Origin of the sequence: Candidatus Symbiobacter mobilis CR, from assembly GCF_000477435.1 — a bacterium.
Classification (GTDB): domain Bacteria; phylum Pseudomonadota; class Gammaproteobacteria; order Burkholderiales; family Burkholderiaceae_C; genus Rhodoferax; species Rhodoferax mobilis.
On sequence record NC_022576.1, the window covers coordinates 581,586 to 606,063 of the forward strand.

Annotated in this window: 19 protein-coding genes; 9 read left to right on the plus strand and 10 right to left on the minus strand. The window is 60.8% G+C overall.

Features of this window, described 5'->3' with window-relative positions:
- Window positions 1–32: 32 nt before the first annotated feature.
- The 4 genes from CENROD_RS02375 to CENROD_RS02390 all read right to left on the minus strand — a co-directional run bounded on the left by CENROD_RS02375 (window position 33) and on the right by CENROD_RS02390 (window position 3,959).
- The gene (locus CENROD_RS02375; protein WP_022771480.1) at window positions 33–1,247 is read right to left on the minus strand and encodes an FAD-dependent monooxygenase; all 1,215 of its coding nucleotides are present in this window, start codon (window positions 1,245–1,247) and stop codon (window positions 33–35) included.
- A 159-nt stretch (window positions 1,248–1,406) separates the two neighbouring features.
- Complete coding sequence (locus CENROD_RS02380; protein ID WP_022771481.1) at window positions 1,407–2,102, minus strand: hypothetical protein; 696 nt, start codon at window positions 2,100–2,102, stop codon at window positions 1,407–1,409.
- A 29-nt stretch (window positions 2,103–2,131) separates the two neighbouring features.
- Window positions 2,132–3,094 (minus strand): MlaD family protein, encoded by a 963-nt coding sequence (locus CENROD_RS02385; RefSeq protein WP_022771482.1) that lies wholly within the window; start codon window positions 3,092–3,094, stop codon window positions 2,132–2,134.
- 25 nt (window positions 3,095–3,119) lie between these two features.
- Window positions 3,120–3,959, minus strand: a complete 840-nt coding sequence (locus CENROD_RS02390; protein WP_022771483.1) for an ABC transporter permease — start codon at window positions 3,957–3,959, stop codon at window positions 3,120–3,122.
- Between the two features lie 408 nt (window positions 3,960–4,367).
- Between CENROD_RS02390 and CENROD_RS02395 the strand changes: the two genes are divergently transcribed.
- The 7 genes from CENROD_RS02395 (at window position 4,368) to CENROD_RS12325 (ending at window position 13,955) form a co-directional block, all read left to right on the plus strand.
- The gene (locus tag CENROD_RS02395; RefSeq protein ID WP_187292321.1) at window positions 4,368–5,468 is read left to right on the plus strand and encodes an efflux RND transporter periplasmic adaptor subunit; all 1,101 of its coding nucleotides are present in this window, start codon (window positions 4,368–4,370) and stop codon (window positions 5,466–5,468) included.
- A 6-nt stretch (window positions 5,469–5,474) separates the two neighbouring features.
- Window positions 5,475–8,774 carry an efflux RND transporter permease subunit gene (locus CENROD_RS02400; RefSeq protein WP_022771485.1) on the plus strand — a complete coding sequence of 1,100 codons (3,300 nt, stop codon included), beginning with the start codon at window positions 5,475–5,477 and terminating at the stop codon, window positions 8,772–8,774.
- A gap of 43 nt (window positions 8,775–8,817) precedes the next feature.
- Window positions 8,818–10,107 (plus strand): NAD(P)/FAD-dependent oxidoreductase, encoded by a 1,290-nt coding sequence (locus CENROD_RS02405; protein ID WP_022771486.1) that lies wholly within the window; start codon window positions 8,818–8,820, stop codon window positions 10,105–10,107.
- A 41-nt stretch (window positions 10,108–10,148) separates the two neighbouring features.
- Window positions 10,149–10,361: a YgaP family membrane protein gene (locus tag CENROD_RS02410; RefSeq protein WP_022771487.1), complete on the plus strand. Its 213-nt coding sequence runs from the start codon at window positions 10,149–10,151 to the stop codon at window positions 10,359–10,361.
- Window positions 10,349–10,648, plus strand: a complete 300-nt coding sequence (locus CENROD_RS02415; RefSeq protein ID WP_238551809.1) for a metal-sensing transcriptional repressor — start codon at window positions 10,349–10,351, stop codon at window positions 10,646–10,648. The genes CENROD_RS02410 and CENROD_RS02415 overlap by 13 nt, the downstream gene beginning before the upstream one ends.
- 263 nt (window positions 10,649–10,911) lie before the next feature.
- Window positions 10,912–12,222: an ABC transporter substrate-binding protein gene (locus tag CENROD_RS02420; RefSeq protein ID WP_238551810.1), complete on the plus strand. Its 1,311-nt coding sequence runs from the start codon at window positions 10,912–10,914 to the stop codon at window positions 12,220–12,222.
- Between the two features lie 83 nt (window positions 12,223–12,305).
- Window positions 12,306–13,955, plus strand: a complete 1,650-nt coding sequence (locus CENROD_RS12325; RefSeq protein ID WP_022771490.1) for a diguanylate cyclase domain-containing protein — start codon at window positions 12,306–12,308, stop codon at window positions 13,953–13,955.
- 103 nt (window positions 13,956–14,058) lie between these two features.
- Here CENROD_RS12325 and CENROD_RS02430 read toward each other — a convergent pair whose 3' ends face one another.
- The 6 genes from CENROD_RS02430 to dapC form a co-directional block, all read right to left on the minus strand.
- Complete coding sequence (locus CENROD_RS02430) at window positions 14,059–16,032, minus strand: ABC-F family ATP-binding cassette domain-containing protein (RefSeq protein WP_022771491.1); 1,974 nt, start codon at window positions 16,030–16,032, stop codon at window positions 14,059–14,061.
- A 311-nt stretch (window positions 16,033–16,343) separates the two neighbouring features.
- On the minus strand, window positions 16,344–17,255 hold the full coding sequence (gene prmB / locus CENROD_RS02435) for a 50S ribosomal protein L3 N(5)-glutamine methyltransferase (protein WP_041193863.1): 912 nt from the start codon (window positions 17,253–17,255) through the stop codon (window positions 16,344–16,346).
- A gap of 19 nt (window positions 17,256–17,274) precedes the next feature.
- Window positions 17,275–18,435: a succinyl-diaminopimelate desuccinylase gene (gene dapE, locus CENROD_RS02440; RefSeq protein ID WP_022771493.1), complete on the minus strand. Its 1,161-nt coding sequence runs from the start codon at window positions 18,433–18,435 to the stop codon at window positions 17,275–17,277.
- Entirely contained in the window at window positions 18,432–19,607 is a 1,176-nt protein-coding gene (locus tag CENROD_RS02445) for a PilT/PilU family type 4a pilus ATPase (protein ID WP_022771494.1), read from the minus strand. The genes dapE and CENROD_RS02445 overlap by 4 nt, the downstream gene beginning before the upstream one ends.
- A gap of 232 nt (window positions 19,608–19,839) precedes the next feature.
- Entirely contained in the window at window positions 19,840–20,664 is an 825-nt protein-coding gene (dapD, locus tag CENROD_RS02450) for a 2,3,4,5-tetrahydropyridine-2,6-dicarboxylate N-succinyltransferase (protein ID WP_022771496.1), read from the minus strand.
- Between the two features lie 116 nt (window positions 20,665–20,780).
- Window positions 20,781–22,013: a succinyldiaminopimelate transaminase gene (gene dapC, locus CENROD_RS02455; protein WP_022771497.1), complete on the minus strand. Its 1,233-nt coding sequence runs from the start codon at window positions 22,011–22,013 to the stop codon at window positions 20,781–20,783.
- A gap of 230 nt (window positions 22,014–22,243) precedes the next feature.
- Here dapC and CENROD_RS02460 point away from each other — a divergent pair, with 230 nt between their 5' ends.
- Both CENROD_RS02460 and CENROD_RS02465 read left to right on the plus strand, forming a co-directional pair.
- Window positions 22,244–23,473: an HD-GYP domain-containing protein gene (locus CENROD_RS02460; RefSeq protein WP_081699794.1), complete on the plus strand. Its 1,230-nt coding sequence runs from the start codon at window positions 22,244–22,246 to the stop codon at window positions 23,471–23,473.
- A gap of 32 nt (window positions 23,474–23,505) precedes the next feature.
- A complete protein-coding gene (locus tag CENROD_RS02465; RefSeq protein WP_022771499.1) occupies window positions 23,506–24,477 on the plus strand; it encodes a bifunctional riboflavin kinase/FAD synthetase in 972 nt (323 codons plus the stop codon).
- Window position 24,478 lies beyond the last annotated feature (1 nt).

Here is a 24,478-nt window from a genome sequence, read left to right on the forward strand (position 1 = left end):
ACTAGACACAACTAGGCAGTAATCAAGCAGCTTCAGAGCGTCGCGCCGTACAGCCAGGGCTGATCCAGCAGCCCCTCGCCACCCATTTGCATTGAGGCATTGCGGCCCAGGCGGATCAGCCCCGTTGCATGGAATATCTTGCCATTGCGTAATGCGCGGGATTGCACTTTCGCGTTGCGCTTCCATCGCGCCTCCGCAAAGGAATGCAAGAGTTTGGGCACTTCCGCCGCCGTTTTGGAGGTGCTACGCAGACTGCTTGATAGCACCCCCCCTTGCTTCAAGACACGAGCCAGGACGTAGGAATCCTCGAAAGCCATTGCCGCCCCTTGTGCCAGGTACGGCACCATGGGGTGGGCGGCATCCCCCACCAGCGCGACACGGCCAGCGGTGTGTTCCGACGCAGCACGCATCGGCGTGCGGACGCACAAGGCCCAGAGTTTCCAGTTTGGCACGGCGAGGATCATGTCGTGCAACGGCTTGCATGCCACAGCCATGCGTGTGCGCACTTCATTCGCGTTGCCACTGTGATCCCAATGGGACAGGTCTCCGTACACATTGCCATGGACGATTACCACCACATTGAGCAATTCCCCCCTTCGTACCGGGTACTGCACGACATGCATCTTCGGCCCCAGCCATACCGTGATTTGCGAAGACCGCAAGTGCAACGGCAGCCGCGCCTGCGAAATCAACGCACGGTATGCCAAGTGGCCTATGGGTTGGGGCGCTCCGTCGTCGAGCAATTGCTTGCGCACGTCGCTCCAGGCACCATCCGCACCGACGAGCAACAACCCGTTCTGCGCCTGTTCCGTGGCCAAATGGACGCGAACCTGAAACTCCGATTGCTCAAAACGGACGACGGGGCTGGCAGGGAACAGCCGCGCATTCGGCAACGTTCGCACTGCGTCGAGCAGCACCTTCATCATGTCGCCACGGTGGATCGTCAAATACGGTGCGCCGTAGCGCTGAGACATGTCGGAGCCCAAACGTAGCACTCCCAATTCCGTTCCCGTTGCGGCGCAACGGAATTGCAGTCGATCGGGAAAAGACACCACCTCGTTGAGCGCCTCGCCCAGTCCCCACTCGTGCAACACCCGCACTACGTTGGGACCGAGCTGAATGCCAGCGCCAAATTCCTGAAATTCCGGGCTGCGTTCGTACAAAAAAACGTCTGCCCCCGCAGTGGCGCATGCCAACGTCGTAGACAAGCCACCCAAGCCACCACCCGCCACCAAAATCGGTTCCATGGGGTCACACCCAAAAAAACGGCGGATTCTGTAGCCATCGCAACATCGCGCTTGCCACCCTACCGCCCACATCGAAGCTCGAAATTCTAGGAGCGCGCTTCCAGATCAATCCCCATCGCGGCGCTTTCTGGGATAACAGGGTTTTCCTATCCGTCGCTCCTACAGGGGGGCATTCCGATTGGCTGGAGCTTGCCGTAGCACCAGGTCGATACGCCGCTGCACACGGGCTTGCATCGCTGCGTCGCCATGCGCCATATCTTGTTGCACATGCAACCACGCCAACAAGGGACGACGCCAGCCTTGGTGCGAGGCCGTGTCCACGAGCAGCGCGATGCTCTCTGGCGGCAACCGGTGTTGGGGGAACAACACGCCAGCAGCGACCAACCTGGCCAGAGGGTCTTCGATGGCGCGCAAAGCCTCCTGCACGGCAACATTGGTGCTCCCTGCCTGCGCAACGGCCCCAGCGACGATCGAGCGATGGTGGCTGGGGAGCAGCGCGGGGTCCATCTCGTTCCATGCGCCACGCAAATAAGCCCAGTACGCACGCTGCGCAGGGGTGGCGTCTTGCAGAGCAGTCTTGACCCCAGGGCAGTCTGCGCCATCGAGGCTGGCGACCAACGCAGCGCAACGCAATAACTCGGCTTGAATATGCCATTCCACATCCCCGCTGCGGGCGATCTGCGCCTGGGCCTGCTCCCATTCGTAGGCAGCAACGCCTGGGTTTCCGGCAAAGTACGCATCGATATGGCGATGCAACGCACGGTGGGCGCCATGTTGCCAGTCCGGGGCAGGATGCGCGCAGGCCCCCAACCAGGCGATCAGCACGTACAGCAGAAAGCGAAACCTGGCATGCATGGCTGAGTCAAGGTACGGTCAAGGCAGCGTCAAGGGAGCGTCAGGGCAGGGTCTTGCGCCAAAGGCCAAACGCGTTGCAAGTCGTCGGCAAGCTGACCGAGCTTGCGCACGCTGGATTCGACGTCGGAACGCAAAGTCCCCAGGTCTGTGCTGACGCCACGCACGTCTTTGCCGATGGCCTGCGCATGTTCCAGCACCGCATCGACCTTGGCGAGTGTGCTGCGGGCATCCTGCAACGTGGCCTGGAATGCTTGCAAGGTTTGCGTGCCTTCGCGCAAGGCACGGTCGGCGCCGTCGGCCAATCCCCCCTTGCCATACAAGCGCCGCTGGGTTTGGGCAAGCAAGGCGTTGGCGCGCGCAATGGCCGCAACGATGGCGCGAGCCTGTTCCGGGGAACCGAGCACGGCCTCCATCGCGCCGTGCTTGCCTGCCATGCGTTGGGTGACGATGTGCAGATGGTTGAGGGTTTCATTGAGCGCAGACTCTGGCAGGGTCATCGACTCCAGGTTTTCCAGCAACGCACGTGCGTTGGCGATCAGCCTGGGAATTTCCGCAGAGGTATCCCCGCGCAACAGCGTGCGCTGCGAACCGGGGGGAAGAATCGGGTCTTCCAGGATGCCGCTAAATGCGCGGATGTTCGTATCGCCCACCATGCCGCGTTCCAGGGTAAAGACGCTGGACGTGCGCAACCAGCGTGCGTTCTTGCGGGGAATATCGAGCAGCAGCCGGGCCTTGCCATCGTTGGCCAGGTCGATGCGACGGACGCGACCGATCGGGAACCCGGAAAACGTCATGTCCATGCCGACAGTCACGCCTTCGGAGTTGTCGGCGATCAACGTGAGGTCTTGCGTAGGTTCAAACACCCCGCGCGCCACGAGCAAAAAGACGACGAACCCCACCACCAGCAGCCCCACCCCCCACAGCACCAGCAAGGCTTTGCGGTGAATACGGGTGTCGAGCACGTCGTCAGGGGAGGGGGCTACAGCATCCATGATGAGGGACAGTCACGCGAAGGGGTCAGACGTACTGTAGCGACAGCGTGGCCGCCTCCAACCCCAGCAATACGACGAACAAGCGCGTCGACATGGCCGTATCGGGCCGTTCCAGTCTTGCGGCCAAGGGAACCGTGGCGACGGCCCATGCGAAAGCCAGAATTTTGCTGACCAGCAAGGTGCTGACGATGGGATCGAACACACGCCCAATGGTGCGCGTAAATACTGGCAACCCCCAGGGGGAAAAGCCGTACACCACGAGGTACGCCAAAACCAAGGCCAATGCACTGCTGACGACTGCCAGCGCCACGACGGCAAAGGCCTCCGCCAACACACGTGGAACCAGTTCCCTGCGCACCCAAGGCAAGGAGAGATCGTCGATATGCAGGATGCCAACCTTCGGTAATGCCCAAGATGGGGCAATGCGCAAAGCCACGAACAGCGCCGCAGAAAGAGGAATCAATTCCAGGACGAGCACGCGCACGACGACTTGCAGCGCAAGCTGCGAAAGCCCATAACTCGCCGCAGTGACGACGACGATGCGAATGAGCACCAGGCTGAGCAGACTGGCCAGCGCGGCGAACCAGGGCAAAGTCTGCGCAGTACTGGCATGGAGATTGCTCAGAATGGCCGCACGAGTAGCCGGGCGGTAGGTGGAAGGGCTGGCGGCCAATACCAAGGCCAGCGCGCCGAATGCGAAGGCAAACCTCCAGCGCAGTACTGCAAGCTGTAGCGACTGCATGGACGTCGATACCACATGTACAGGCTGCCGGAAAAACCCCGCGCCGAAGCCGACAGGCAAGGCATGGGCCGATGCTTCACACTGCACAGGGGTAGGAGGGGAGGATGGGGGTACTGCGGACATCGTCCAGATACGTCGGTGGAAGGCGCACGAGAAGCAGGCGAGCGCGAATCATAGAGAACGCAGTCCCAACGCAAGACGCCCCTCATCGCGACTTCCGTCACTGCCAGTATTGGGTATTTGTACTGGGTAGGGTATGCAATCTATACTCGTCTTATCGGCTTTTTAGATAGGGCAATCCTCGTTTGTCGTACGCTCAGGCCCAAGTCTGCACAGGTAACGACCGGAAAGCGTCACCGTGTCCCCAATAGACCCTGCCCATGGCGCACGACCTACGATAAACCCAGATAGTCCATGAGGGTTTGCAGGGCAGGGGGATGCAGTGGCGAGGCAGTTTTGGCCTGAGTGAGGCGTTCCTAGCTTGTGCTATGAACAATGAAGAAGGGCAAATCAGACAACGATAGGCAACGTATGAAAGAGTCTTTGGGAATGCAGGAACAGGGTGGCTTTGCTCATGGAAACGTACCGATCCGCGCTGTCGTCACCGCAGCGTTGGCGTGTTGCGCAGCCTGTTGGGGTTCGCTGTCGTGGGCGGCACCCGAAGTCGCAGTGGTCGCCGTGCAGTCCCGCGCCGTGGGGCAGCTCGGCGAATTCGACGCAGTGGTGCAAGCCGTGCAGCAAAGTACGTTGTCGGCGCAAACCTCCGGGCGCATTCTGGGCTTGCGCGTCCAAGCCGGGGATCGGGTACGTGCAGGCCAATTGCTGGCCACCATCGATGACCGCGAAACCCAGGCAGGCGTTTCCCGCGCCACGGCTGCCGTGGCCCAGGCACGGGCAGAGCTACACAACGCCAAAGCCCATTTCGCCCGCAACCGCGAACTTCGCGCCCAAGGCTTCGTTAGCGCCAGCGCGCTCGACACCGCGCAAGCCCAGCTCGACGCGACGCAGGCCGCGATGGAACAGGCCGAAGCGATGGCACGGCAATCGAGCGTGCAACAAGGCTTCACGCAACTCACCGCGCCCTACGACGCGCTCGTCCTCCAAACCCACGCGGAAGCAGGCGATTTGGCTGTGCCGGGCAAATCGATCGTGACCGTATTTGCCCCGCAGGCGCTGCGGGTGGTCGTGCAATTGCCTTTGTCCCGCGCCAAAGCCATCTCTGCCGCGAGCGCGGTCGAGATCGAAATGCCCCAGCCGGATGGTTCCACCCAGTGGATCACTCCCGCTGTCCGCACTCTGTTGCCGGGCGCAGACCCCGTCGCGCAAACCGTGGAATACCGGCTCGACCTGCCCAAGTCGATACAAGGCGTTTTGCCTGGGCAACAGGTGCGTGTGCGGATTGCATCGGGGTTGCAGCAACGGATGGTGATTCCCCGCTCCGCCGTGTTGCAACGCGGCGAACTGACTGCCGTCTACGTGGACAGCGCCCAAGGTTTCGTGCTGCGCGCAGTCCGCCTGGGTGGGGACTATGCACAAGGGGTGGAAGTGCTCGCCGGGCTGACGAACAAGGATCGCGTGGCCCTCGACCCCTTGCGTGCCGGGTTGGCCGGTGCTTCCTCAGTAGGGCGGTAAAGCGCGATGGATAGCGAACGCACTGCGCCCCTGGGTATTTCCGGCACGCTGGCTGCCCAGTTCCAGCGCAACGCCATCACGCCGCTGCTGGCTGTCGTCGCGATGCTGCTGGGGCTGTTCGCGGTGCTGGTCACCCCCCGCGAAGAAGAGCCACAAATCAATGTGACGATGGCCAATGTGCTGATCCCCTTCCCAGGGGCAAGCAGCACGGATGTCCACAACATGGTTGCGCGCCCGGCGGAACAAGTGCTCAACCAGATCGCAGGAATTGAGCACACCTATTCCGTCGCGCTTCCCGGCATGGCCATCATGACCGTGCAATTCCAGGTCGGCGTTCCGCGAACGGAAGCCCTGGTGCGCTTGTACGACGTGCTCCACGCCAACCAGGATTGGCTGCCCGCAGAGCTGGGCACCCATTTACCGATCATCAAACCCAAGGGCATCGACGACGTTCCCGTCTCCGCCATCACGCTGTGGAGCGAGGATGCGATAAGCGCCGTCGAGCTGGAGCGCGTTGCGCACACCATCGAGGCCGAGCTCAAAAGAATCCCCGGTACGAGGGAGATCAAAACCATCGGTGCTCCCGGCAGAGCCGTGCAAGTCTGGCTGGATCCCACCCGGCTACGTGAACGCGGCGTCGATGTGCTCCAACTGCGCTCCAGTCTTGCCGGGGCCAACACCAGCCTGCCCGCCGGGGCCGTCTTTTCCACCGAAGATTCGACGATGGTGCAGGTGGAAACAGGCCAGTTTCTGCGCGATGCCGACGATGTGGGCAATGTAGTCGTCGGCGTCCACCTTGGCGTTCCCGTCTACCTGCGGGAGGTGGCGCGGATTGAAGCTACCGCGCAATTGCCCAGCCGCTACGTGTGGTTCAGCCCCGGCGCAGCGGATGGGGCAGCGAATGAAGCACATACCGCAAAGCGAGCTTATCAGCCCAAGGCAGCAAATGCGGCAGGTAGTCAGACCACGCTGCAAACAGGGGCGGTATACCCGGCGCTGACGTTGACCGTGACCAAGAAACCGGGGGTCAATGCCGTCGATGTCTCCAGCGCAGTGCGGCAGCGTGTGGAGATGCTGCGCAATACCGTCATCCCCGCGAACGTCCACGCCACCGTCACCCGCGACTACGGCCAAACCGCCGCAGAAAAAGCCAACAAGCTCATCCAGAAACTCGCATTTGCCACGGGGTCAGTCATCCTGCTCGTCGGGCTGGCGCTGGGCAGAAGGGAAGCCATCATCGTCGGCGCGGCGGTCATTCTGACCCTCACCGCCACGCTGTTTGCTTCCTGGGCGTGGGGGTTCACCCTCAACCGGGTCTCGTTGTTCGCGCTGATTTTTTCGATCGGGATCCTCGTTGACGACGCAATCGTCGTCGTCGAAAACATCCATCGCCACCAGCAGCTTACGCCCGGCGCATCGCTAATCGACATCATTCCCCGTGCGGTCGACGAAGTCGGCGGGCCGACGATCCTGGCAACGCTGACCGTCATCGCAGCACTGCTGCCGATGGCTTTCGTCACCGGGCTGATGGGCCCCTATATGGGCCCGATCCCGATCAACGCCAGTTTGGGCATGGCAATCTCGCTGGCCATTGCCTTCACCATCACGCCCTGGTTGGCCGTGCAATTCATGCATAGCCATTCCCACAGCGCGGGGCACGCCCCCAGCGGCCTGGGCGCATGGTTGCAGCCTTTCTTCGCCCGGCTGCTCGCTCCCTTTCTGGACAGCGCGCGCAAACGCTGGATGCTGCTCGCAGGCATTCTGGCTGCCTTGTTGCTATCGGTAGGGCTGACGCTGGTCGAATGGGTGGTGCTCAAGATGCTCCCCTTCGACAACAAGAGCGAGTTCCAAGTCGTCGTCGATATGCCTGCGGGTACGCCGCTCGAAGAAACCGCCGCCACATTGCAAGATTTGGGCGCGTACCTTGCCCAGCAAAAGGAAGTGCTGCACCTGCAAGCCTATGCGGGAACGGCGTCGCCAATCACCTTCAATGGCCTGGTACGCCAGTACTACCTGCGCTCCAGCGTCGAGCAAGGCGATTTGCAGGTCAACCTGGTCGACAAAAAACACCGCAACGAGCAAAGCCACGCCATTGCGCAACGGCTGCGCCCCGGCCTCGAAGAAATCGCTCGTCGGCACCAAGCGCGGATCAAGGTCGTGGAAGTGCCCCCCGGCCCGCCGGTGATGTCTGCGCTCGTTGCCGAGGTCTATGGCCCAGACGAAGCCGGGCGCAACCAACTCGCGGCCAGGCTGGAAAAGGTCTTTGCCTCGACGGCGGATATCCACGCCATCGATACCTCGTTGCAGGCCGATGCCCCGCGCACCTACCTGCGCGTGCGCAGACAACGCGCGGAATCGCTGGGAATTCCCGTCGCTGTGGTGGCGCAGACAGCGGCCATGGCACTGGGGGGCAGCCACGCTGCATACCTGCACGATGGCACGTCCAAATACCCCGTTCCCGTCGTCCTGCAGATGCCGCTGTCTACGCAAGTCGGGCTGGATTCCTTGTTGGCCATGCCACTGCGTGCGGCCCATGGCAAGCTCGTTCCGATGTCCGAACTGGTTTCCGTCGAACACGGGATCATCGACAAGCCCTACTACACCAAGGATTTGCAAGAGGTGAGTTACGTCTATGGCGACATGGCCGGCAAGCTCGATTCCCCGCTCTATGGGTTGTTCGCGATTCGTTCCCGCTTGGCGGAGGCAGCCTTGCCTAATACCGGCGAGGTGGGCGAGTACTGGATTCGCCAGCCCGAAGACCCTTTCCGCCAGTACGCAATCAAATGGGACGGAGAGTGGCAAATCACCTACGAGACGTTCCGAGACATGGGGGCAGCCTACGCGGTTGGTTTGATCTTGATCTACCTGCTCGTCGTCGCGCAATTCAAGAGCTATCTCACCCCCTTGATCATCATGACGCCCATTCCCCTGACCATCATCGGCGTAATGCCGGGGCACGCGCTGCTTGGAGCGCAATTCACGGCAACGTCGATGATCGGGATGATTGCACTTGCCGGGATCATCGTTCGCAACTCGATCCTGCTCGTCGACTTCATCGAGCTACAGCTTTCCCAAGGGATGCCATTCCGGGATGCGGTAGTACAGTCCGCCAGTGTGCGGGCGCAGCCCATTGCCTTGACAGGGCTGGCGGCCATGATTGGCGCGTTATTCATCCTTGATGACCCCATCTTCAATGGTCTGGCCATCTCGCTGATCTTTGGAATTCTGGTCTCTACCGTACTCACCCTGGTGGTCATTCCCGTCCTGTATTTCGCCCTGTACCGGCGGCGGGTTCCATCGGCTTGATGCAGAGGATCAAGGGCGCAATCGAGAACGCAGGAGCATAGGTATGGCACATATCGTCATCGTGGGAGCAGGAATCGGCGGGATGCCTGCCGCATACGAAATGCGGGAGGTACTGGGTTCGGAGCACAAGATCACCGTCCTCAACCGCACCGATTTCATCCAGTTCGTCCCCAGCAACCCGTGGATAGCCGTGGGGTGGAGGGAGCGCGACGAGGTTGTGCTGCCCATCGCCCCCTACCTCACCCGCAAGAAGATTGGTTTCATTCCCAAGGCCGTCACCCACATTGACCCCGAACGCAGCCGCTTGACGCTCACCGACGGGGAAACGCTCGACTACGACTACCTGGTGATCGCCACAGGCCCCAGGCTCACTTTCGACCACGTTCCTGGGGCGGGGCCGGTCGATTGCGGGGGAGGGGGGCTGACGCATTCGATCTGCCGCGTCGACCATGCTCTCGATTTGTACGCAGACTACCAGCGCTTTTTGCAAGCCCCCGGGCCGATCATCGTCGGCGCCTTGCCCGGAGCCAGTTGTTTCGGTCCCGCCTACGAATACGCGATGGTGCTTGACACCGACCTGCGCAAACGCAAGCTACGCCACAAGGTGCCCATGACTTTTGTCACCAGCGAACCGTATATCGGACAACTGGGGCTGGGTGGCGTGGGGGACAGCAAGTCGATGCTCGAATCCGAATTCCGCAACCGCGATATCAAGTGGGTGGCCAATGCCAAAGTCACTCGCGTGGAACCGGGCAAGATGTACGCAACCCAGTACGACGACCTAGGCCACGAAGTCAAAGAGCATGTGATTGACTTCCGCCTGTCGATGATGTTGCCCGCGTTCCAGGGCGTCGAATGCGTCGCCGCCGTTCCCAATCTGTGCAACGCCAAGGGGATGGTGCTGATCGATGAATACCAGCGCAGCAAGGCATACCACAACATCTTTGCCGCCGGGGTATGCGTGGCCATCCCGCCCGTCGAAGAAACACCCGTTCCCACCGGAACGCCCAAAACCGGCTTCATGATTGAGAGCATGATGTCCGCCATCTGCCACAACATTGCCGACGAGCTGGCAGGACGTCCCGCCGTGGCAACCGGCACCTGGAACGCCGTATGTCTGGCAGATATGGGCGATACGGGCGCAGCGTTTGTCGCCTTGCCCCAAATCCCACCACGCAACGTGAACTGGTTCCGCAAGGGCAAATGGGTACACCTGGCCAAGATTGCGTATGAAAAATATTTCCTGCGCAAACTCCGCAAAGGCACGTCCGAACCGATCTACGAAAAATACGTCATGGGATTGCTGGGCATCAAACGATTGAGCGATTCCTGATTCGCAAGCGGTTTTTTTTATCCACACACTAGGAGCATGTAATGACTATTGAACGGTATATCCGGGTTTTCGCAGGGTTGGTCGTGATCGTCAGTCTCGCGCTGGGCGTGGAAGGCAGCCCGGTGTTCTGGAGCACCTGGGCATTGGCGTTGACGGCATTCGTCGGCCTCAATCTCTTCCAATCGGGATTCACCAACTTCTGCCCGCTGGCCATGCTCCTCAAAAAGCTGGGCATTCCGGAATGCCGGACGTGACTAGACTGACCAATGACGCTGCCCGCACGGATGTGCTCCATCGCCTGCGCAGGGCGGAAGGGCAAATACGTGCAGTGCAGCGGATGATCGAAGAAGGCGAAGACTGCCTCAAGGTCAGCCAGCAGTTCATGGCAGTTCGCAAGGCGCTCGACAGCACCTACTTGCGGATGACGATGTGCCTGATGGAGCAGGAATTCGGCACCTGCATCTCCGAAGACCCAGCCGAACGCGAGCGGATGCGCTCTTGGCTGAAGGACATGGAAAGTCTGTTGGCTGGCGTGGGGTGATCAGGGCTGGGCTGTCAATCGGCTCCTGAGCCTTTTCTGAGCGGCGTTGTCACGCTGCCCTAGTTGTCGACCGTTATCCAAAGCGTTCCGCTCCCGGACAACGGCTGTTTTTACACTCCGCGCTTTTTGCGCTCCCCCGGAAGGAAGCAGCGGGCGCCTGATGTCGTTCGCAGGGGTATGGTCGGCCTGGCTCCCACAAGCCTTGACCCGACGCCCCTCTCCCCTCTTTCTTCTTTGTACCCCTTGCCCCTGAAGGAATGCCCGTGCATACACGCAGACAAGTTTTGGCAGGACTGGGTGCGATTGGCGCACAGTGCTTGGCATCGACCGCGCACGCTTTTGACCCCTTGGGATGGTTTGGCGCCAAGATCGAACGCGGTGCCCGCCTGCGTGTGTTGCGATGGAAACCATACGTCGATGCAGAAGAGGCGATGTTTCTGGCGAATTCGCAGCGCTTTGCGGAAAAGACTGGGGTGGAAGTCCGCGTCGAGTCCGACGTCACCGAAAACTTGTTGCTGCGTGCCAGGAAAACTGCTGACAACCAAGTAGGCGCGGACATCATTTTCGAGACCGCCGACAACGTCCATTCTTTCCCCGAAAAACTGCTGGATTTGACGGCGCTTGCCGAAGACTTGGGCCGCAAATACGGTGGGTGGCATCCGACCATGCGCGTGTACGGCATGCACCACGACCGGTGGGTGGCTTTGCCGCATGGGGCGCTGCCCTATTGCCTGACGTACCGGATCAGCCATATCCGTGCGGCAGGGTTCGAAAAAATGCCCACCAACCTGGGGGACTTTCTGACGTTGTGCCAACGGCTGGCCCAAAACGGCACCCCGGCGGGGTTTCCACTGGGTCGTTCCGCTAACGACGCAGCAAGTTGGACGCACTGGTGCCTGTGGGCGCACGGCGGCAAGGTTGCCAATGCAAACAACGAAGTAGTGCTGTATTCCCCGGAAACCATCGCTGCCTTGGAATACGCCAAGCAACTATTCCAAACCTTTCGGCCGGAAACCCTGTCTTGGGTCGATTCGAGCAACAACCTCGCTTTTCTAGCCGGAGAGTGCAGCCTGACTGCCAACCCTGTGTCGATCTACGCAACAGCCTTGCGCGCCAACGATCCCCAACGACGCGCCATGGCTGCGGATATCGACCATGCTGCCTTCCCCATTGGCCCCGTCGGCCAATCGACCGAGTCCGGCAGTATGTCGCTCGCCCTCGTTTTCCGGCACACGCCGTACCCCAATGCTGCGCGGGAGTACTTGCGCTGGATGATGGAAAAAGAGCAATACGACCCCTGGCTGGCTGCGTCGAAGGGATACCTCAGCCCGCCTTTGGCCTACTACGAAAAGAATCCAGTCTGGACGAGCGACCCCAAAGTCACCCCCTTTCGGGACTTCACCCGTCGCATGTTGCCTATCGGCCATGCCGGGAGCCTGGGCAAAGCAGCTTCGGCAGTGTTGGGGCAGCTCATCGTCGTCGACATGTTTGCCGACGTATGCGGCAACAAGAAAACGCCGCAGGAAGCAGCCAGCCATGCCGCTGCGCATGCGCGCAAGTACTACAGCGCTTGAACCGCTTGAACCTCATGGATCGTCCCGATCCATGGATTGATTACGCCAAATCGTAGTGATTGGCCGATTCGTTTTGTCTGTACATGCTCAACGTCACGCAACGTATTTCCCTGAGTTTTGTCTTGGCCGTGGTCACGGTCCTGCTGGTTTCGGTGCATTGGTGGCTGCATATTCAGCGCCTGCAGGATGTCTGGGCGCAGGAAAGCGAAGTCGCCCAAGCGGGTACGGAAGTCAACGGCGTCATGCTGGAACTTCGCCGCGCCGAAACTGCGGTGTTGACGTATTTGCTCAGTCACGACCCGCGTGACCTGGAAACGTACGAGATTGCCCGCGATGAATGGCCTAGGCGCATGGCTCGCCTGCGGCAACTGTTGATCATGCATAGCGCACGCCGTACTGTCGTCGATGCGCTCGACTCCGCCATCACAGAGCGGTTTCGGACTTTTCGCGACCTCATCGATCTTTCGAGCGAGCAACACGAACACGACACGATGCACCATGTGCTGGGCGGCGCATACCAACAGCAATCGGTAGAGCTGCACGCGTACTTCACCGAGTTCCGTGCGCTGCAAGTGGACCTTTCCGAGCAACTGCGCAGCGAGACGAGGGATCAGCAGCGCCGGATCGCCATGTATTTCCTCTACGGGGCGGGGCTATTGGTCATCGCATTCGGCCTGTTTGGAATCGGTACCGTGCAAGGTATCCGCAGGCCCCTGCGCGTACTCATGCAAGGTGCTGCCCGCATTGGCAGCGGCCATTTCGACCATCGGATCCCCCATGATCGCAAAGACGAGTTCGGCGTGCTGGCAAACCAGTTCAACATCATGGCTGAAGAGATTGCCAAACATGATCACAAACTCAGCCAAGCCCTGCTGCTCAGCGAGACCGTACTGCTCAATTCGCCGGTGGCCATGGCCGTGTACCGTTCCGATGGGAAGTGCCTGCTGGTCAACGAGGCCTACGCCAAACTGCTGCACACCACGCGCGAAGCCGTATCCAAGCTAAGCCTGTTTGGCATCGATGCATGGATTCGCACCGGCTTTTGCGACGAATGCCTTGCCGCCTTGCGCCAGCAAACCCCCCACCAATACGAAGTGACCATCGAGGGACGCGCCGACAAGCCCGCGACCTTCGATTGCAAGATCTATCCCTTGCGCTTGTACAACGAAGACCATCTGCTGCTCCAGTTGATCGACCTGACAGAGCGCAAAGAATTGGAAGCGCAGTTGCGCCATATCGCCTTCCACGACCCGCTCACGCATCTGCCCAATCGCCGCTTGCTCTTTGATCGGATGCATAGAGCCATCGTATACAGCAAGCGAAACCATAGCCAATTGGCGGTGTTGTTCATTGATCTGGATCACTTCAAGTCGCTCAACGATACCTACGGGCACGATGTGGGGGATCTGTTCCTCATCGAAGTGGCGCGGCGGTTGCGAAGGATCGTTCGCGATTGCGACACGGTTGCTCGTTTTGGCGGGGATGAATTCGTCGTGCTGATCGAGAACCTTGGCGAAGACCCCGAATCCGCAAGCGACGCTGCCGAGGCCATTGCCGAAAAGATTCGCGCCGTGCTGCGCGCCAAATATGAGCTGGGCGAGCACACCTATTGGGGAGCGGGTTCGGTAGGAATCGTGGTGTGCGGTGGGGAAGAATGCGACGATCCTGACCACATCCTCCAACGCGCTGACGAAGCAATGTACGCAGCGAAAAATCGGCAAGGCAGCAAGTAGGCCGTAGAACCAATTTGGGTAGGCATGTGATGGCGCAGCCCCTACTGAAGTAGTTTCTAGGTTCTTAGCAGGGGTATCAAGGGAAGGAGGGAAGGGCCTACGTTTACCCCCCCATTTCCTCCACCGCACACGATAGCTCCAGCCATTCTTCTTCTGCGGTGTCGCATTCTTCTTGCGTCTGCTGCAGTCGGGTGCCCAGATCGGCGAGGGCCGTAGGGCACTGGGATTGGAGCAACTGGGATTCGAGGGCAGCGCATTGCTGGCGCAGAGTTTCCACCCGCGCTTCGATGGCTGCTAGGCGGCGCTGCAGGGTTTGGAGGGAAGGCTGAGAGGGCTTGGCCGACTGGACAGCAGATGTGGGCCGGGCAGCGCGGCTACGGGGTGGAGCGCGATCAGCACGGGCGCGGTCGAGTACGTAGCGCTGGTAGTCGTCGATGTCGCCATCGAAGGGGCTGACTTGCCCATCCGCCACCAGCCAGAACTCGTCACACACGGCGCGTAGCAAGGCTCTGTCGTGGCTGACGAGCAGCAGCGCGCCGGAAAAATCATTGAGCGCGACAGCCAGTGCCTCCCGCGCAGTGAGGTCCAGGTGGTTCGTCGGTTCGTCGAGCAGCAGCAGGTTGGGGCGTTGCCAAACGATCATGCACAGCACCAAACGTGCCTTTTCCCCGCCGCTCATACTGCCTACGCTCTGATGCACCATATCGCCGCAAAACTGGAAGGTGCCGAGCACATTGCGCAGGTCTTGTTCCCGTGCGGTGGCTCCGGGATGGGTGGGAGGCAGGGCGTTGCGCAGGCGGAGCAGGTGTTCCAGCGGGGAATCATCCAACCGCAGCACATCGACCTCGCTTTGCGCGAAGTAGCCGATGCGCAAACCCTTGCCCTCGGTGCGCCGACCGTCGAGCGGGGCCAACACCCCGACGATCGTCTTGACCAACGTGGATTTGCCCTGCCCGTTGGCACCCAAAATGCCCACGCGCTGCCCAGGCAGCACGGTACGCCCCACCCCGCGCAGGATCACGGTGGGGGCTGCGGCCTGGTTGCCAGCGGTGGGGTGGGCCTCGATGTCGGATTCATCCGGGTCTGCTCCATCCCCCGCCGTTGCCGGGGCATAACCGCAATCGACCCGATCCAGCTTGAGCATCGGGTTGGGAGAATGGGTGGGCTGGGCGAACGAAAAACGCAATTCGGATTCGGCCAGCACGGGGGCGATGCGCTGCATGCGCTCCAGCGCCTTGACCCGGCTTTGCGCCTGCCGTGCCTTGGTGGCCTTGGCCTGGAAGCGGTCGATGAAGCGCTGCATCCGCGCAATCTCTTCCTGTTGGCGGGAATATGCAGCCTGCTGATGTTGCAGGGAGTCGGAGCGCAGGGTCTCGAAAGTGCTGTAGTTGCCGCCGTAGCGGTGTAACGCGGCGTTGTCGATGTGTACGGTCACGGCAGTGACGGCATCCAGAAACTCGCGGTCATGGCTGATGACGACGAGCGTTCCCGCATAGCGCTGCAACCAGGTTTCCAGCCACACCAAGGCATCGAGGTCGAGGTGGTTGGTCGGTTCGTCGAGCAATAGCAGGTCGGAAGGGCAGATCAGCGCCCGCGCCAATTGCAGGCGCATCCGCCACCCCCCGGAAAAACTTGATACGCTGCGGCCTAGCTCCGCGCTGCGAAAACCCAGCCCCAGCAGCAGGGCCTGCGCCCGCGCGGGGGCGTCGTGCGTCCCGGCGTCGTGCAAGGCAGCCAGCGCATGGGCAAGCCGAACGCCGTCGTGGCTGGCCTCGGCCGCTTGCACTTCCTGGCGCGCACGCAGGAGCGCGGCATCGCCGTCGATCACATACTCGGTGGCAGGCTGATCGGTATCGGGCAGCTCCTGCGCCACCTGCACCACACGCCAATGCGGTGGTAGCGTGCATTCCCCCCCGTCATCGTCGATAGCCCCGCTCCACAGCGCGAACAGGGTGGATTTGCCCGAGCCATTGCGCCCGACGAGCGCAACCTTTTCTCCCGGCCAGATCGTAAGGTTGGCGCCGGAAAGCAGCACCTTGCCACCGCGCCGAACGGTCAGGTCTTGCAGACGAAGCATGGAAAGGACAAAAGCGGGACGGACATCCGTAGAGGTAGGTGGCTAGGGATAGAGGCGGGAATAAAGGCAGGGGTATGCACGGAAACGGAGAATCGGCATCACCTTAGAACCTATTTCAGTAGGCAGGCGAGCCGAAGCAGTGTGCGTGGCGCCGGAGCGCAGGAACCGGAATGTACTAACAGTACATGAGGATTCCGAGCACCGCCGCCGCGTGCAATGCGATGGCGCAGCCCCTACTGGAATAGGTTCTTACATGGGCACGACGCATCCAGCCATGTTGTGGGAGCGACAAAAGTCGCGAGATGCCGTCGTCAAACGGCAAGGAGGGCGTCGCGGGTCAGTAAGGCGACGAGGTCTTCGCCGGCACTCGTCTCCAACCACACCACTTCGAGCTTGGGGAATGCGGCCTCGAAGCGCGAACGCCCGTGGCCGATTTCGAGCACGAGCACGGCGTCCTTGCCCATTTGCGCTGGGGCATCCTGCACCAATTGGCGGATGAAATCCATCCCATCCGTGCCACCAAGCACGTTGCCATCAAGCGCCAGCGCCGGTTCTGCACGGAATTCCGGGGGCAGGGCGGCCATGGCGGCTGCGTCGACGTAAGGGGGATTGCACAGGATCAAGTCGTAGTGGCTGCCAGTTTTGGGGATGCCGTCGCAATGCCGTAGCGTGATGCGGTCGTGCAGGCCATGGCGGTCAACGTTGATGCGGGCGACTTCCAACGCTTCAACGCTGACGTCACTGGCCTGTACACGCACATCAGGGTATTCCATCGCGGCCAGCACTGCCAGGCTGCCGTTGCCGGTGCCGAGGTCGAGCACACGGTGCATGTCTTCCCCCAGCCAGTAGTCCAGACTGCCTTCGACAAGGATTTCTGCAATCAGCGAACGGGGAACGATGGTGCGTTCATCGACGTAAAAAGGAACGCCCATGAGCCAGGCTTCCTGCGTCAGATACGCGGCGGGCTTGCGCGTGGCGATGCGTTGGGTGACCAGCTCGTCGATGTACGCCAGCTCTTGCGGGCTGATGTGCCGCGATACCGCTTTGTCGCTCGTCAGACAGGTGTCCAACGGCAGGCTCAGCCGCCACAGCACCAGCCACGCGGCTTCATCGAGGGCATTGGTCGTGCCATGCCCAAAAGCCACCCCCGCTTGTTCCAGCTTGGCTTGCATTTGGGTGACGCAATCCGGCAGCGTCAACCCCAGTTCCGGTTCGATAGGCATGGCTTCAACCCGTTGGGAATCAGTGGGCGCCATCGGGGAAAGCCAGCAATTCCAGCACCCTGCGATACATGTTTTTGAGATGCTGCAATTCTTCGACCCCGATGTGCTCATCGACCTGGTGGATGCTCGCGTTGCGCGGCCCCAGTTCGATGACCTGCGGACAGATGCGGATGAGGAAGCGTGCGTCGCTGGTTCCCCCTCCTGTCGAGAGCTGGGTATGTACCCCGGTTTCAGCCAGGACGGCAGCGGCGACCGTATCGACCAGCGTTCCGCGTGGGGTCAGAAAAGGCTGGCTGGCTTGCGTCCAGACGATGTCATAGCGCAAGCAATGCTTGTCCAACACGGCCTGCAAGCGCGATTGCAGCGAATCGGTGCTCGACGCCGTGCCATAACGGAAATTGCAATCGACGACGACCGTGCCAGGGATGACGTTGTCCACGCCAGTGCCAGCGTGGATATTGCTGACCTGCCAGGTCGTCGGTTCGAAGTCGTCATTGCCTTCGTCCCACACGGTGCCGACGAGCTCGGTCAATGCCGGGGCAAGGCGATGGACGGGGTTATCGGCCAACTGGGGGTAGGCCACGTGCCCCTGCGTTCCCCGCACCGTGATTTTTGCGGTCAGCGAACCACGGCGCCCGTTCTTGATTTGGTCCCCCACGGTGTCGATCGACGTCGGTTCGCCAACGATGCAATAGTCGATGCGTTCGCCACGCTGCTGCAAAGCGTCGACGACGCGCACCGTGCCATCGACGGCGGGGCCTTCTTCATCGCTCGTCAGCAGTACGCCCAGCGACAGCGGCGCGTCAGGGTAGCGCGCCAAAAATTCCTCGACGGCGATGACGAACGCAGCGACAGAGCCTTTCATGTCCGCAGCGCCGCGACCATACAAAACGCCATCGCGTACGGTGGGCGCAAAGGGCGGGCTGATCCAATGCTCTGCCGGGCCGGGAGGAACGACATCCGTATGGCCTGCAAAAACAAACAAGGGCGCATTGGGGTTGGCGGTGGCCCCACGTCGTGCCCATAGATTGCGCACATGGTGCTGGGGCGGGCCGCTATCGTGGTGCTCGACGGCAAAGCCCTGCGCAGACAGGCGAACGGCCAACAGAGCCTGGCACCCTGCGTCGTCAGGCGTTTGGGAAGGGCAGGCGATGAGTTGGCGCAAGAGTTCGATCGTCATTGGGGAACGTCCAAAGTAATGTCGGTGAAGGTGGCTTGATCGTCGGCATCGTCGTCGGAAGTGGCGGACTTGACCTTGTCGCGTGCGGCAAAGTCGTTTTGCAGACGCCACATCAGGTTGGTCGGGGAGTCCGCGTTGGAAATCCCTTCCTTGCGCTCGACGATGCCGGAGAAGATCAGTCTTGCAATGTCCTGTTCGTAGGTCTGGCTGCCTTCTGCCATCGACTTTTCCATGGCTTCCATGATGGCAGCGAAATCTCCGGCGGCGATCAGCTCCGACACGAGCTTGGTATTGAGCATCACCTCGACGGCAGGGGAGCGTGTTCCCGCGATGTTGCGCAGCAAGCGTTGGGAAACGATGGCTTTGAGCGCAGCGGCCAAGTCGCCCAGCATCGTCGCGCGCACTTCGACAGGATAAAAGCTCAGGATGCGGTTGAGCGCCTGGTAGCTGTTGTTGGCGTGCATGGTCGCCAGGCAAAGATGCCCCGTCTGGGCGTAGGCGATGGCAGCGGTCATCATTTCCCGGTCGCGAATTTCGCCGATCAAGATGACGTCGGGCGCTTGGCGCAATGCGTTTTTGAGGGCGATTTGCGCGGACTGGGTATCCGTTCCCACCTCGCGCTGGTTGACGACGGAGCGTTTGTTTTTGAACAGGAATTCGATGGGATCCTCAATCGTGAGGATGTGCCCGGACATATTGATGTTGCGATGGTCGATCATCGCCGCCAGCGTCGTGCTTTTCCCGGCGCCGGTGGCGCCGACCATCAGGATTAGCCCGCGTTTTTCCAGTATCAGGTCGGCCAACGAGGCTGGCACGCTCAACGAGGCCATCGAGGGGATCTCGTTGACGATATAGCGGATCACCGCAGCGAAAGATCCGCGCTGACGCATGGCGCTGACGCGGAAGCGACCGATGCCTGGCATGGAAAGCGCCATGTTCAGCTCGTTCAGCTCGCGCAATTCCTCGATGCGCTGCGCAGGCAGCACTTCCAGCAGCAGATTGAGCGGTGCGTCCGGCGGGAGGATCTGGCTATTGACCGGAACGCACACGCCATTGATGCGGATCAACGCAGGGGAATGGGCGGACAAGTACAAGTCGGAAGCCCGCTTCTCTGTCATGAGGCGCAGGATGCGCTCCATGGTGCCCGTGCCGGAAGGACTGGTAGTAGCCATGGGGGAGAAGGTGGAAAGAGGAAAGCAGAAGGAGGAAGGTCGCAGGCCAAGAAATTCGGGCCGCTACTCGCCTAGGCTGGGCAGGTTACTGTGCAAGTCGCGAAGCGGCTTCTCGAAGCCCCCCTTGCCCAGCGGCAGGGGGATGGGGTTGCGGTGCTGGGGGGTGAGGGCAACTGCCATGATGTTCCCCATGTTGTTCCTAATGCAGGGCCTCTGTGCAAGGTCATGGCAGTTATTCCCGCAACAGGTCATTGAGGCTGGTCTTGGCGCGGGTTTGGGCATCGACGTGCTTGACGATGATCGCGGCATAGAGGCTGTATTTGCCGCCTTCCTTGGGCAGGCTACCGCTGATGACCACGGAACCGGCAGGGATGCGCCCGTAACTGACCGTGCCCGTGGAACGGTCGTAGATCGGAGTGCTTTGCCCGATGTAGACCCCCATCGAGATGACCGAGTTTTCTTCGACGATCACCCCTTCGACGACTTCGGAACGCGCGCCGATGAAACAGTTGTCCTCAATGATCGTGGGGCCGGCCTGCATCGGTTCGAGCACGCCGCCAATGCCGACGCCACCGCTCAAATGCACGTTCTTGCCGATCTGCGCACAGGAGCCAACCGTGGCCCAGGTATCGACCATCGTTCCCGTATCGACGAAGGCGCCGATGTTGACGTAGCAAGGCATCAGGATCGTTCCCTTGGCCAAGTGGCAACCTCGCCGGGCAACGGCAGGAGGAACGACACGCACGCCTAGCTCGCGCATCGCCACTTCATCAAGGCCCTGGAATTTGGTGGGCACCTTGTCGTAGTACCGCAAGTCCCCCCCCTGCACCAGCGCGTTGTCACGCAAGCGAAAACTGAGCAAAACGGCTTTTTTGATCCACTGGTGGGTCGTCCACTGCCCCACCCCTTCCCGCGTGGCGACGCGAAGCCGCCCCGCATCAAGTTCAGCAATGACGTGCTCAATGGCATCGGTCAATTCTTTGGGAGCGTTGTCCGCGTTGAGGTTGGCGCGGTCTTCCCACGCTGCGTCGAGAAGGTTCTGCAAGGAAGAACTCATAGATCAAGGAAGAATCAAGGAAGAAGGAAAAAAGAAAAACGAAGAAGTCAGGGAGAGAAGAAAAAAAGGAACCGCGATAGGGTCAACTGCGAAATCGGGTCAACGTCGAACTCAGGTCAGCGGCGAAGAACGAATTCCCGGATGCGCCGCGCTGCGTCGACGCAGTCTTCGACCGAGGCCACGAGCGCCAAGCGCACGCGCCCGGAACCGGGGTTATGGCCGCCTACGCTACGCGCAAGGTAGGAGCCTGGGAGCACCGTCACATTGTAGGAAGCGAACAAATCCCGAGCGAATAGGGTTTCGTCCTGCGGGGTTTTTTCACTTCCTACCCCAGCCCACAGATAGAACCCAGCGTCGGGCAGGGAGACATCAAGCACGTCTTGCAAGATGGGCAGAACCTGCGCAAATTTTTGCCGGTAGAGCGCACGGTTTTCGACGACATGTGCTTCGTCCGACCACGCTGCAATGCTGGCAGCCTGCACGGCAGTGCCCATCGCGCAACCGTGGTATGTGCGGTAGTGCAAGTATTGGGAGAGGATGTCGGCATCCCCCGCGACAAAACCGCTGCGCAACCCCGGCGTGCTGCTGCGCTTCGATAGGCTGGTCAGCATGACCAGACGGCGGAAGTCCGTTCGCCCTCGCGCATACGCAGCCTGCAAGCCACCGAGCGGAGGCTCGTCGCGAAAATAGATTTCGCTGTAGCACTCGTCTGATGCGATGACGAAGCCATAGCGGTCGCTGCGCTCGAAAAGCAGCTCCCACTCCTGCATCGGCATCACCGCGCCTGTGGGATTATTGGGAGAGCAAACGAACACCAGCGCGGTACGTTCCCAGATTGTTTCGGGAATGCTCTCCCAGTCCGTGGCAAAGTTGCGTGCCGGAACGCTGGGAACGTAATGCACTTCCGCGCCAGCCAACAAGGCTGCGCCTTCGTAGATTTGGTAGAAAGGATTGGGACAAAGCACCACCGTAGCCGAAGAAGCAGAAGTGGCACTGGCAGAAGAGGGGAACACCGCCTGCGCCAGCGAGAACAGGGCCTCCCGCGAGCCGTTGACGGGGAGGACTTGCGTGGCGGGATCGCAGTCCACGCCGTAGCGCCGCGTCACCCACCCTGCACACGCAGCCCGCAAGGTGGATTCCCCTTGCGTGGCCGGGTAGTTGGCCAAGGCGCTGGGGTGGCGCTCGATGGCTTGCACCATCGCACGGCGAATGACCTCAGGCGTATCGTGCTGCGGCTCCCCAATCCCCATGCGGATCGAACGGTATGCAGGATTGGGCGTGATACCCTCGAATAGCTTGCGCAGCCGCTCGAAAGGGTAGGGCTGCAATCGATGAAGAAGCGGGTTCATAGCAAATCATTATCCCGGATCGATTTTGGGCTTTGTGCCGATAAAGTCGTAGCAAGTACGATGCTGTTTTGTTGGATGCACCCGTGAAAATCGCGTTCCGCATTTCCATATTCGAACTCCTCTTTATTTCTTCATGGCCGATTTGCAATGAGTCGGTATCCGTTGCGTGCTGACGCATCGGCACTGCCTCCCGCAGCTTTTCCCTGGTTGACTTCTCTCGTGGATTTCTCGTGGATCTGATCGCAATTCGCCCGGAACAACTTTTCCTGGGCATGACGCTGCGCTACACCCTGCGCGATGAAAACGGCAAGATTCTTCTGATCAAGGGGCAAACGATCGAGTACCCCGCGCAATTGCAGGGGTTGCGCACCCGCAGGGCGATTTATGTCGAAATCGACGAATCCGACGAAGGGGTTCGCGCAGTGATGTCGGGCATTTCCGCGCTGAACCTGGCTGGCGCGCCAATCAAGGACTTCTCCAAGTACTTGAGCATGCGCAAAACTTCCAAGCACGATGAGCATTCGCCAGCCACCATCGTCCAGCTTTGGAGCGATATCGAGGCAAAACTTGGCGTTTTGCTCGGGAGCATCCGCACGCCTACAGAATTCGTCGAACGCATCGGTGTACTGGAAGAGCAGACCACACAGCTTTTGACCCAGAATTCCGACGCTGCGCTATTCCTGCTCTTCCATCGTGCCGTCACGCACTATGGAGGGTATAGCGCACTGCATTCGTTGTTGTGCGGATGCCTGACCTGTGCCTTGTCGAGAATTTTTCTTTTGGAGGAAGAACAGCGCGTTTCGCTGGTTCGCGCCGCACTAACGATGAATGTGGCAATGACCCATTTGCAGGATTTGCTTGCGCTACAGAAAACCGCGCCCACCCCCCCACAGCGGCGTGACATCGACCGGCACCCCACCATCGGGAAAGAACTGCTTGAAGCTGCTGGAGTCACCGACCCCGTCTGGCTGGAATTGGTGGCCACCCACCACACTGCGCCCAATGAGCCTGGGAATTTCGGGCAGTGGCCTGTCGTCCCCAAATTGAACAAAATCCTCCAAACCGTGGACCGCTACACCGCTGCGATGAGTCCACGCAAGTCCCGTATTGGCAGAACGGCGCGGGATTCCGTGCGCAGCGTCGTCGTGCGGGAAGGGTCTTCCAAACACGACGAGGTCGGCACCGCGCTCGTCTCGCTGCTGGGGTTGTCGCCTCCGGGCACCTTCGTTCGGCTCTCCAATGGGGAAATCGCCGTCGTGCTACGGCGGGGGGGACGCCCGGCAGAGCCTGTTATTGCGAGCATCCTCAACCGCAGCGATGACGTCATCGCGGAACCCCGCGTGCGCGATACGGCCCGCGATGGTCTGACAATCGAATCGACCTTGCCTGCACATGCAGTGCGCGTCAGCCTCAACCCGGAAAGCATGCTCCGCTTGATTCCCCGGGGTTACTCACAATAACGGACTGCATCCCTGGGGAAGTATTCGTACCCATGCCCATTTTTCGTGGCTGTCATCACCCGGGCGTTGCCCCAGCTTGCGCGCTGACCATCGGCAACTTCGACGGCGTACACCAAGGCCACCAAGCCATGCTGGCTTTGTTGCGTGCGCAGGCACGGCAGCGTGGGCTGCCTAGTTGCGTGCTTACTTTCGAACCGCACCCGCGCGACCATTTTGCGGCAGTGCAGCGCGACCCTTCCTTGGCGCCCCAGCGCGTATGTACCTTGCGTGACAAGCTCGACGACCTGCGTCGCCTGGGTATCGATCAAACCATCGTCTTGCCTTTCGACCGCGTTTGCAGTCTGCCGCCGCAAGAATTCATCGACAGGGTTCTTGTGCGGGGGTTGAAGGCGCGCTATGTGCTCGTCGGCGACGACTTTCGCTTTGGTTCCCAGCGCATGGGCGATTACGCTTTGCTCGACAAGCAGGGGATAGCCTTGGGCTTCGACGTAGGGCGAATGAACCAATACGAAATCCACGGCGTGCGGGTATCGAGTTCCGCAGTGCGCCAAGCTCTGGGGAAAGGGCGCATGGACGATGCCACCCGCTTGCTTGGGCACCCTTACACCGTCTCCGGGCACGTGCTCCACGGCCGCAAGCTGGGGCGCGAACTGGGCTTTCCCACCCTGAACCTGCGTTTTGCGCACTGGAACCCCGCCGCACGCGGGGTCTTCGTCGTTCACGTCCATGGCCTGGGGGAAGCACCCTTGCCTGGCGTGGCCAACCTGGGGGTGCGGCCTTCGCTGGATTCCCGCGACGCCAATCGTGGGCGCGTGTTGCTGGAGACGCATTGCCTGGAATGGCCACCCACGCTGGGCGAAAAAGGGGGCTACGCTAAACTGATTCGGGTCGAGCTGCTGCACAAGCTGCACGACGAGCTTTCTTATCCCTCCCTCGACGCGCTCGGCGCCGGCATCCTTCGCGACTGCCAAGATGCCCGGGCCTTCTTCGCGCAACGGCGATGAC

Coding starts and splice junctions, on each gene's coding strand:
- CENROD_RS02415 (WP_238551809.1), top strand. CDS start 10,349: ATGCCGGACGTGACTAGACTGACCAATGACGCTGCCCGCACGGATGTG.
- CENROD_RS02385 (WP_022771482.1), bottom strand. CDS start 3,094: ATGGATGCTGTAGCCCCCTCCCCTGACGACGTGCTCGACACCCGTATT.
- CENROD_RS02375 (WP_022771480.1), bottom strand. CDS start 1,247: ATGGAACCGATTTTGGTGGCGGGTGGTGGCTTGGGTGGCTTGTCTACG.
- CENROD_RS02400 (WP_022771485.1), top strand. CDS start 5,475: ATGGATAGCGAACGCACTGCGCCCCTGGGTATTTCCGGCACGCTGGCT.
- CENROD_RS02445 (WP_022771494.1), bottom strand. CDS start 19,607: ATGGCTACTACCAGTCCTTCCGGCACGGGCACCATGGAGCGCATCCTG.
- CENROD_RS02395 (WP_187292321.1), top strand. CDS start 4,368: ATGAAAGAGTCTTTGGGAATGCAGGAACAGGGTGGCTTTGCTCATGGA.
- CENROD_RS02410 (WP_022771487.1), top strand. CDS start 10,149: ATGACTATTGAACGGTATATCCGGGTTTTCGCAGGGTTGGTCGTGATC.
- CENROD_RS02465 (WP_022771499.1), top strand. CDS start 23,506: ATGCCCATTTTTCGTGGCTGTCATCACCCGGGCGTTGCCCCAGCTTGC.
- prmB (WP_041193863.1), bottom strand. CDS start 17,255: ATGCCTATCGAACCGGAACTGGGGTTGACGCTGCCGGATTGCGTCACC.
- CENROD_RS12325 (WP_022771490.1), top strand. CDS start 12,306: ATGCTCAACGTCACGCAACGTATTTCCCTGAGTTTTGTCTTGGCCGTG.
- dapC (WP_022771497.1), bottom strand. CDS start 22,013: ATGAACCCGCTTCTTCATCGATTGCAGCCCTACCCTTTCGAGCGGCTG.
- CENROD_RS02430 (WP_022771491.1), bottom strand. CDS start 16,032: ATGCTTCGTCTGCAAGACCTGACCGTTCGGCGCGGTGGCAAGGTGCTG.
- CENROD_RS02405 (WP_022771486.1), top strand. CDS start 8,818: ATGGCACATATCGTCATCGTGGGAGCAGGAATCGGCGGGATGCCTGCC.
- CENROD_RS02380 (WP_022771481.1), bottom strand. CDS start 2,102: ATGCATGCCAGGTTTCGCTTTCTGCTGTACGTGCTGATCGCCTGGTTG.
- CENROD_RS02390 (WP_022771483.1), bottom strand. CDS start 3,959: ATGTCCGCAGTACCCCCATCCTCCCCTCCTACCCCTGTGCAGTGTGAA.
- dapE (WP_022771493.1), bottom strand. CDS start 18,435: ATGACGATCGAACTCTTGCGCCAACTCATCGCCTGCCCTTCCCAAACG.
- dapD (WP_022771496.1), bottom strand. CDS start 20,664: ATGAGTTCTTCCTTGCAGAACCTTCTCGACGCAGCGTGGGAAGACCGC.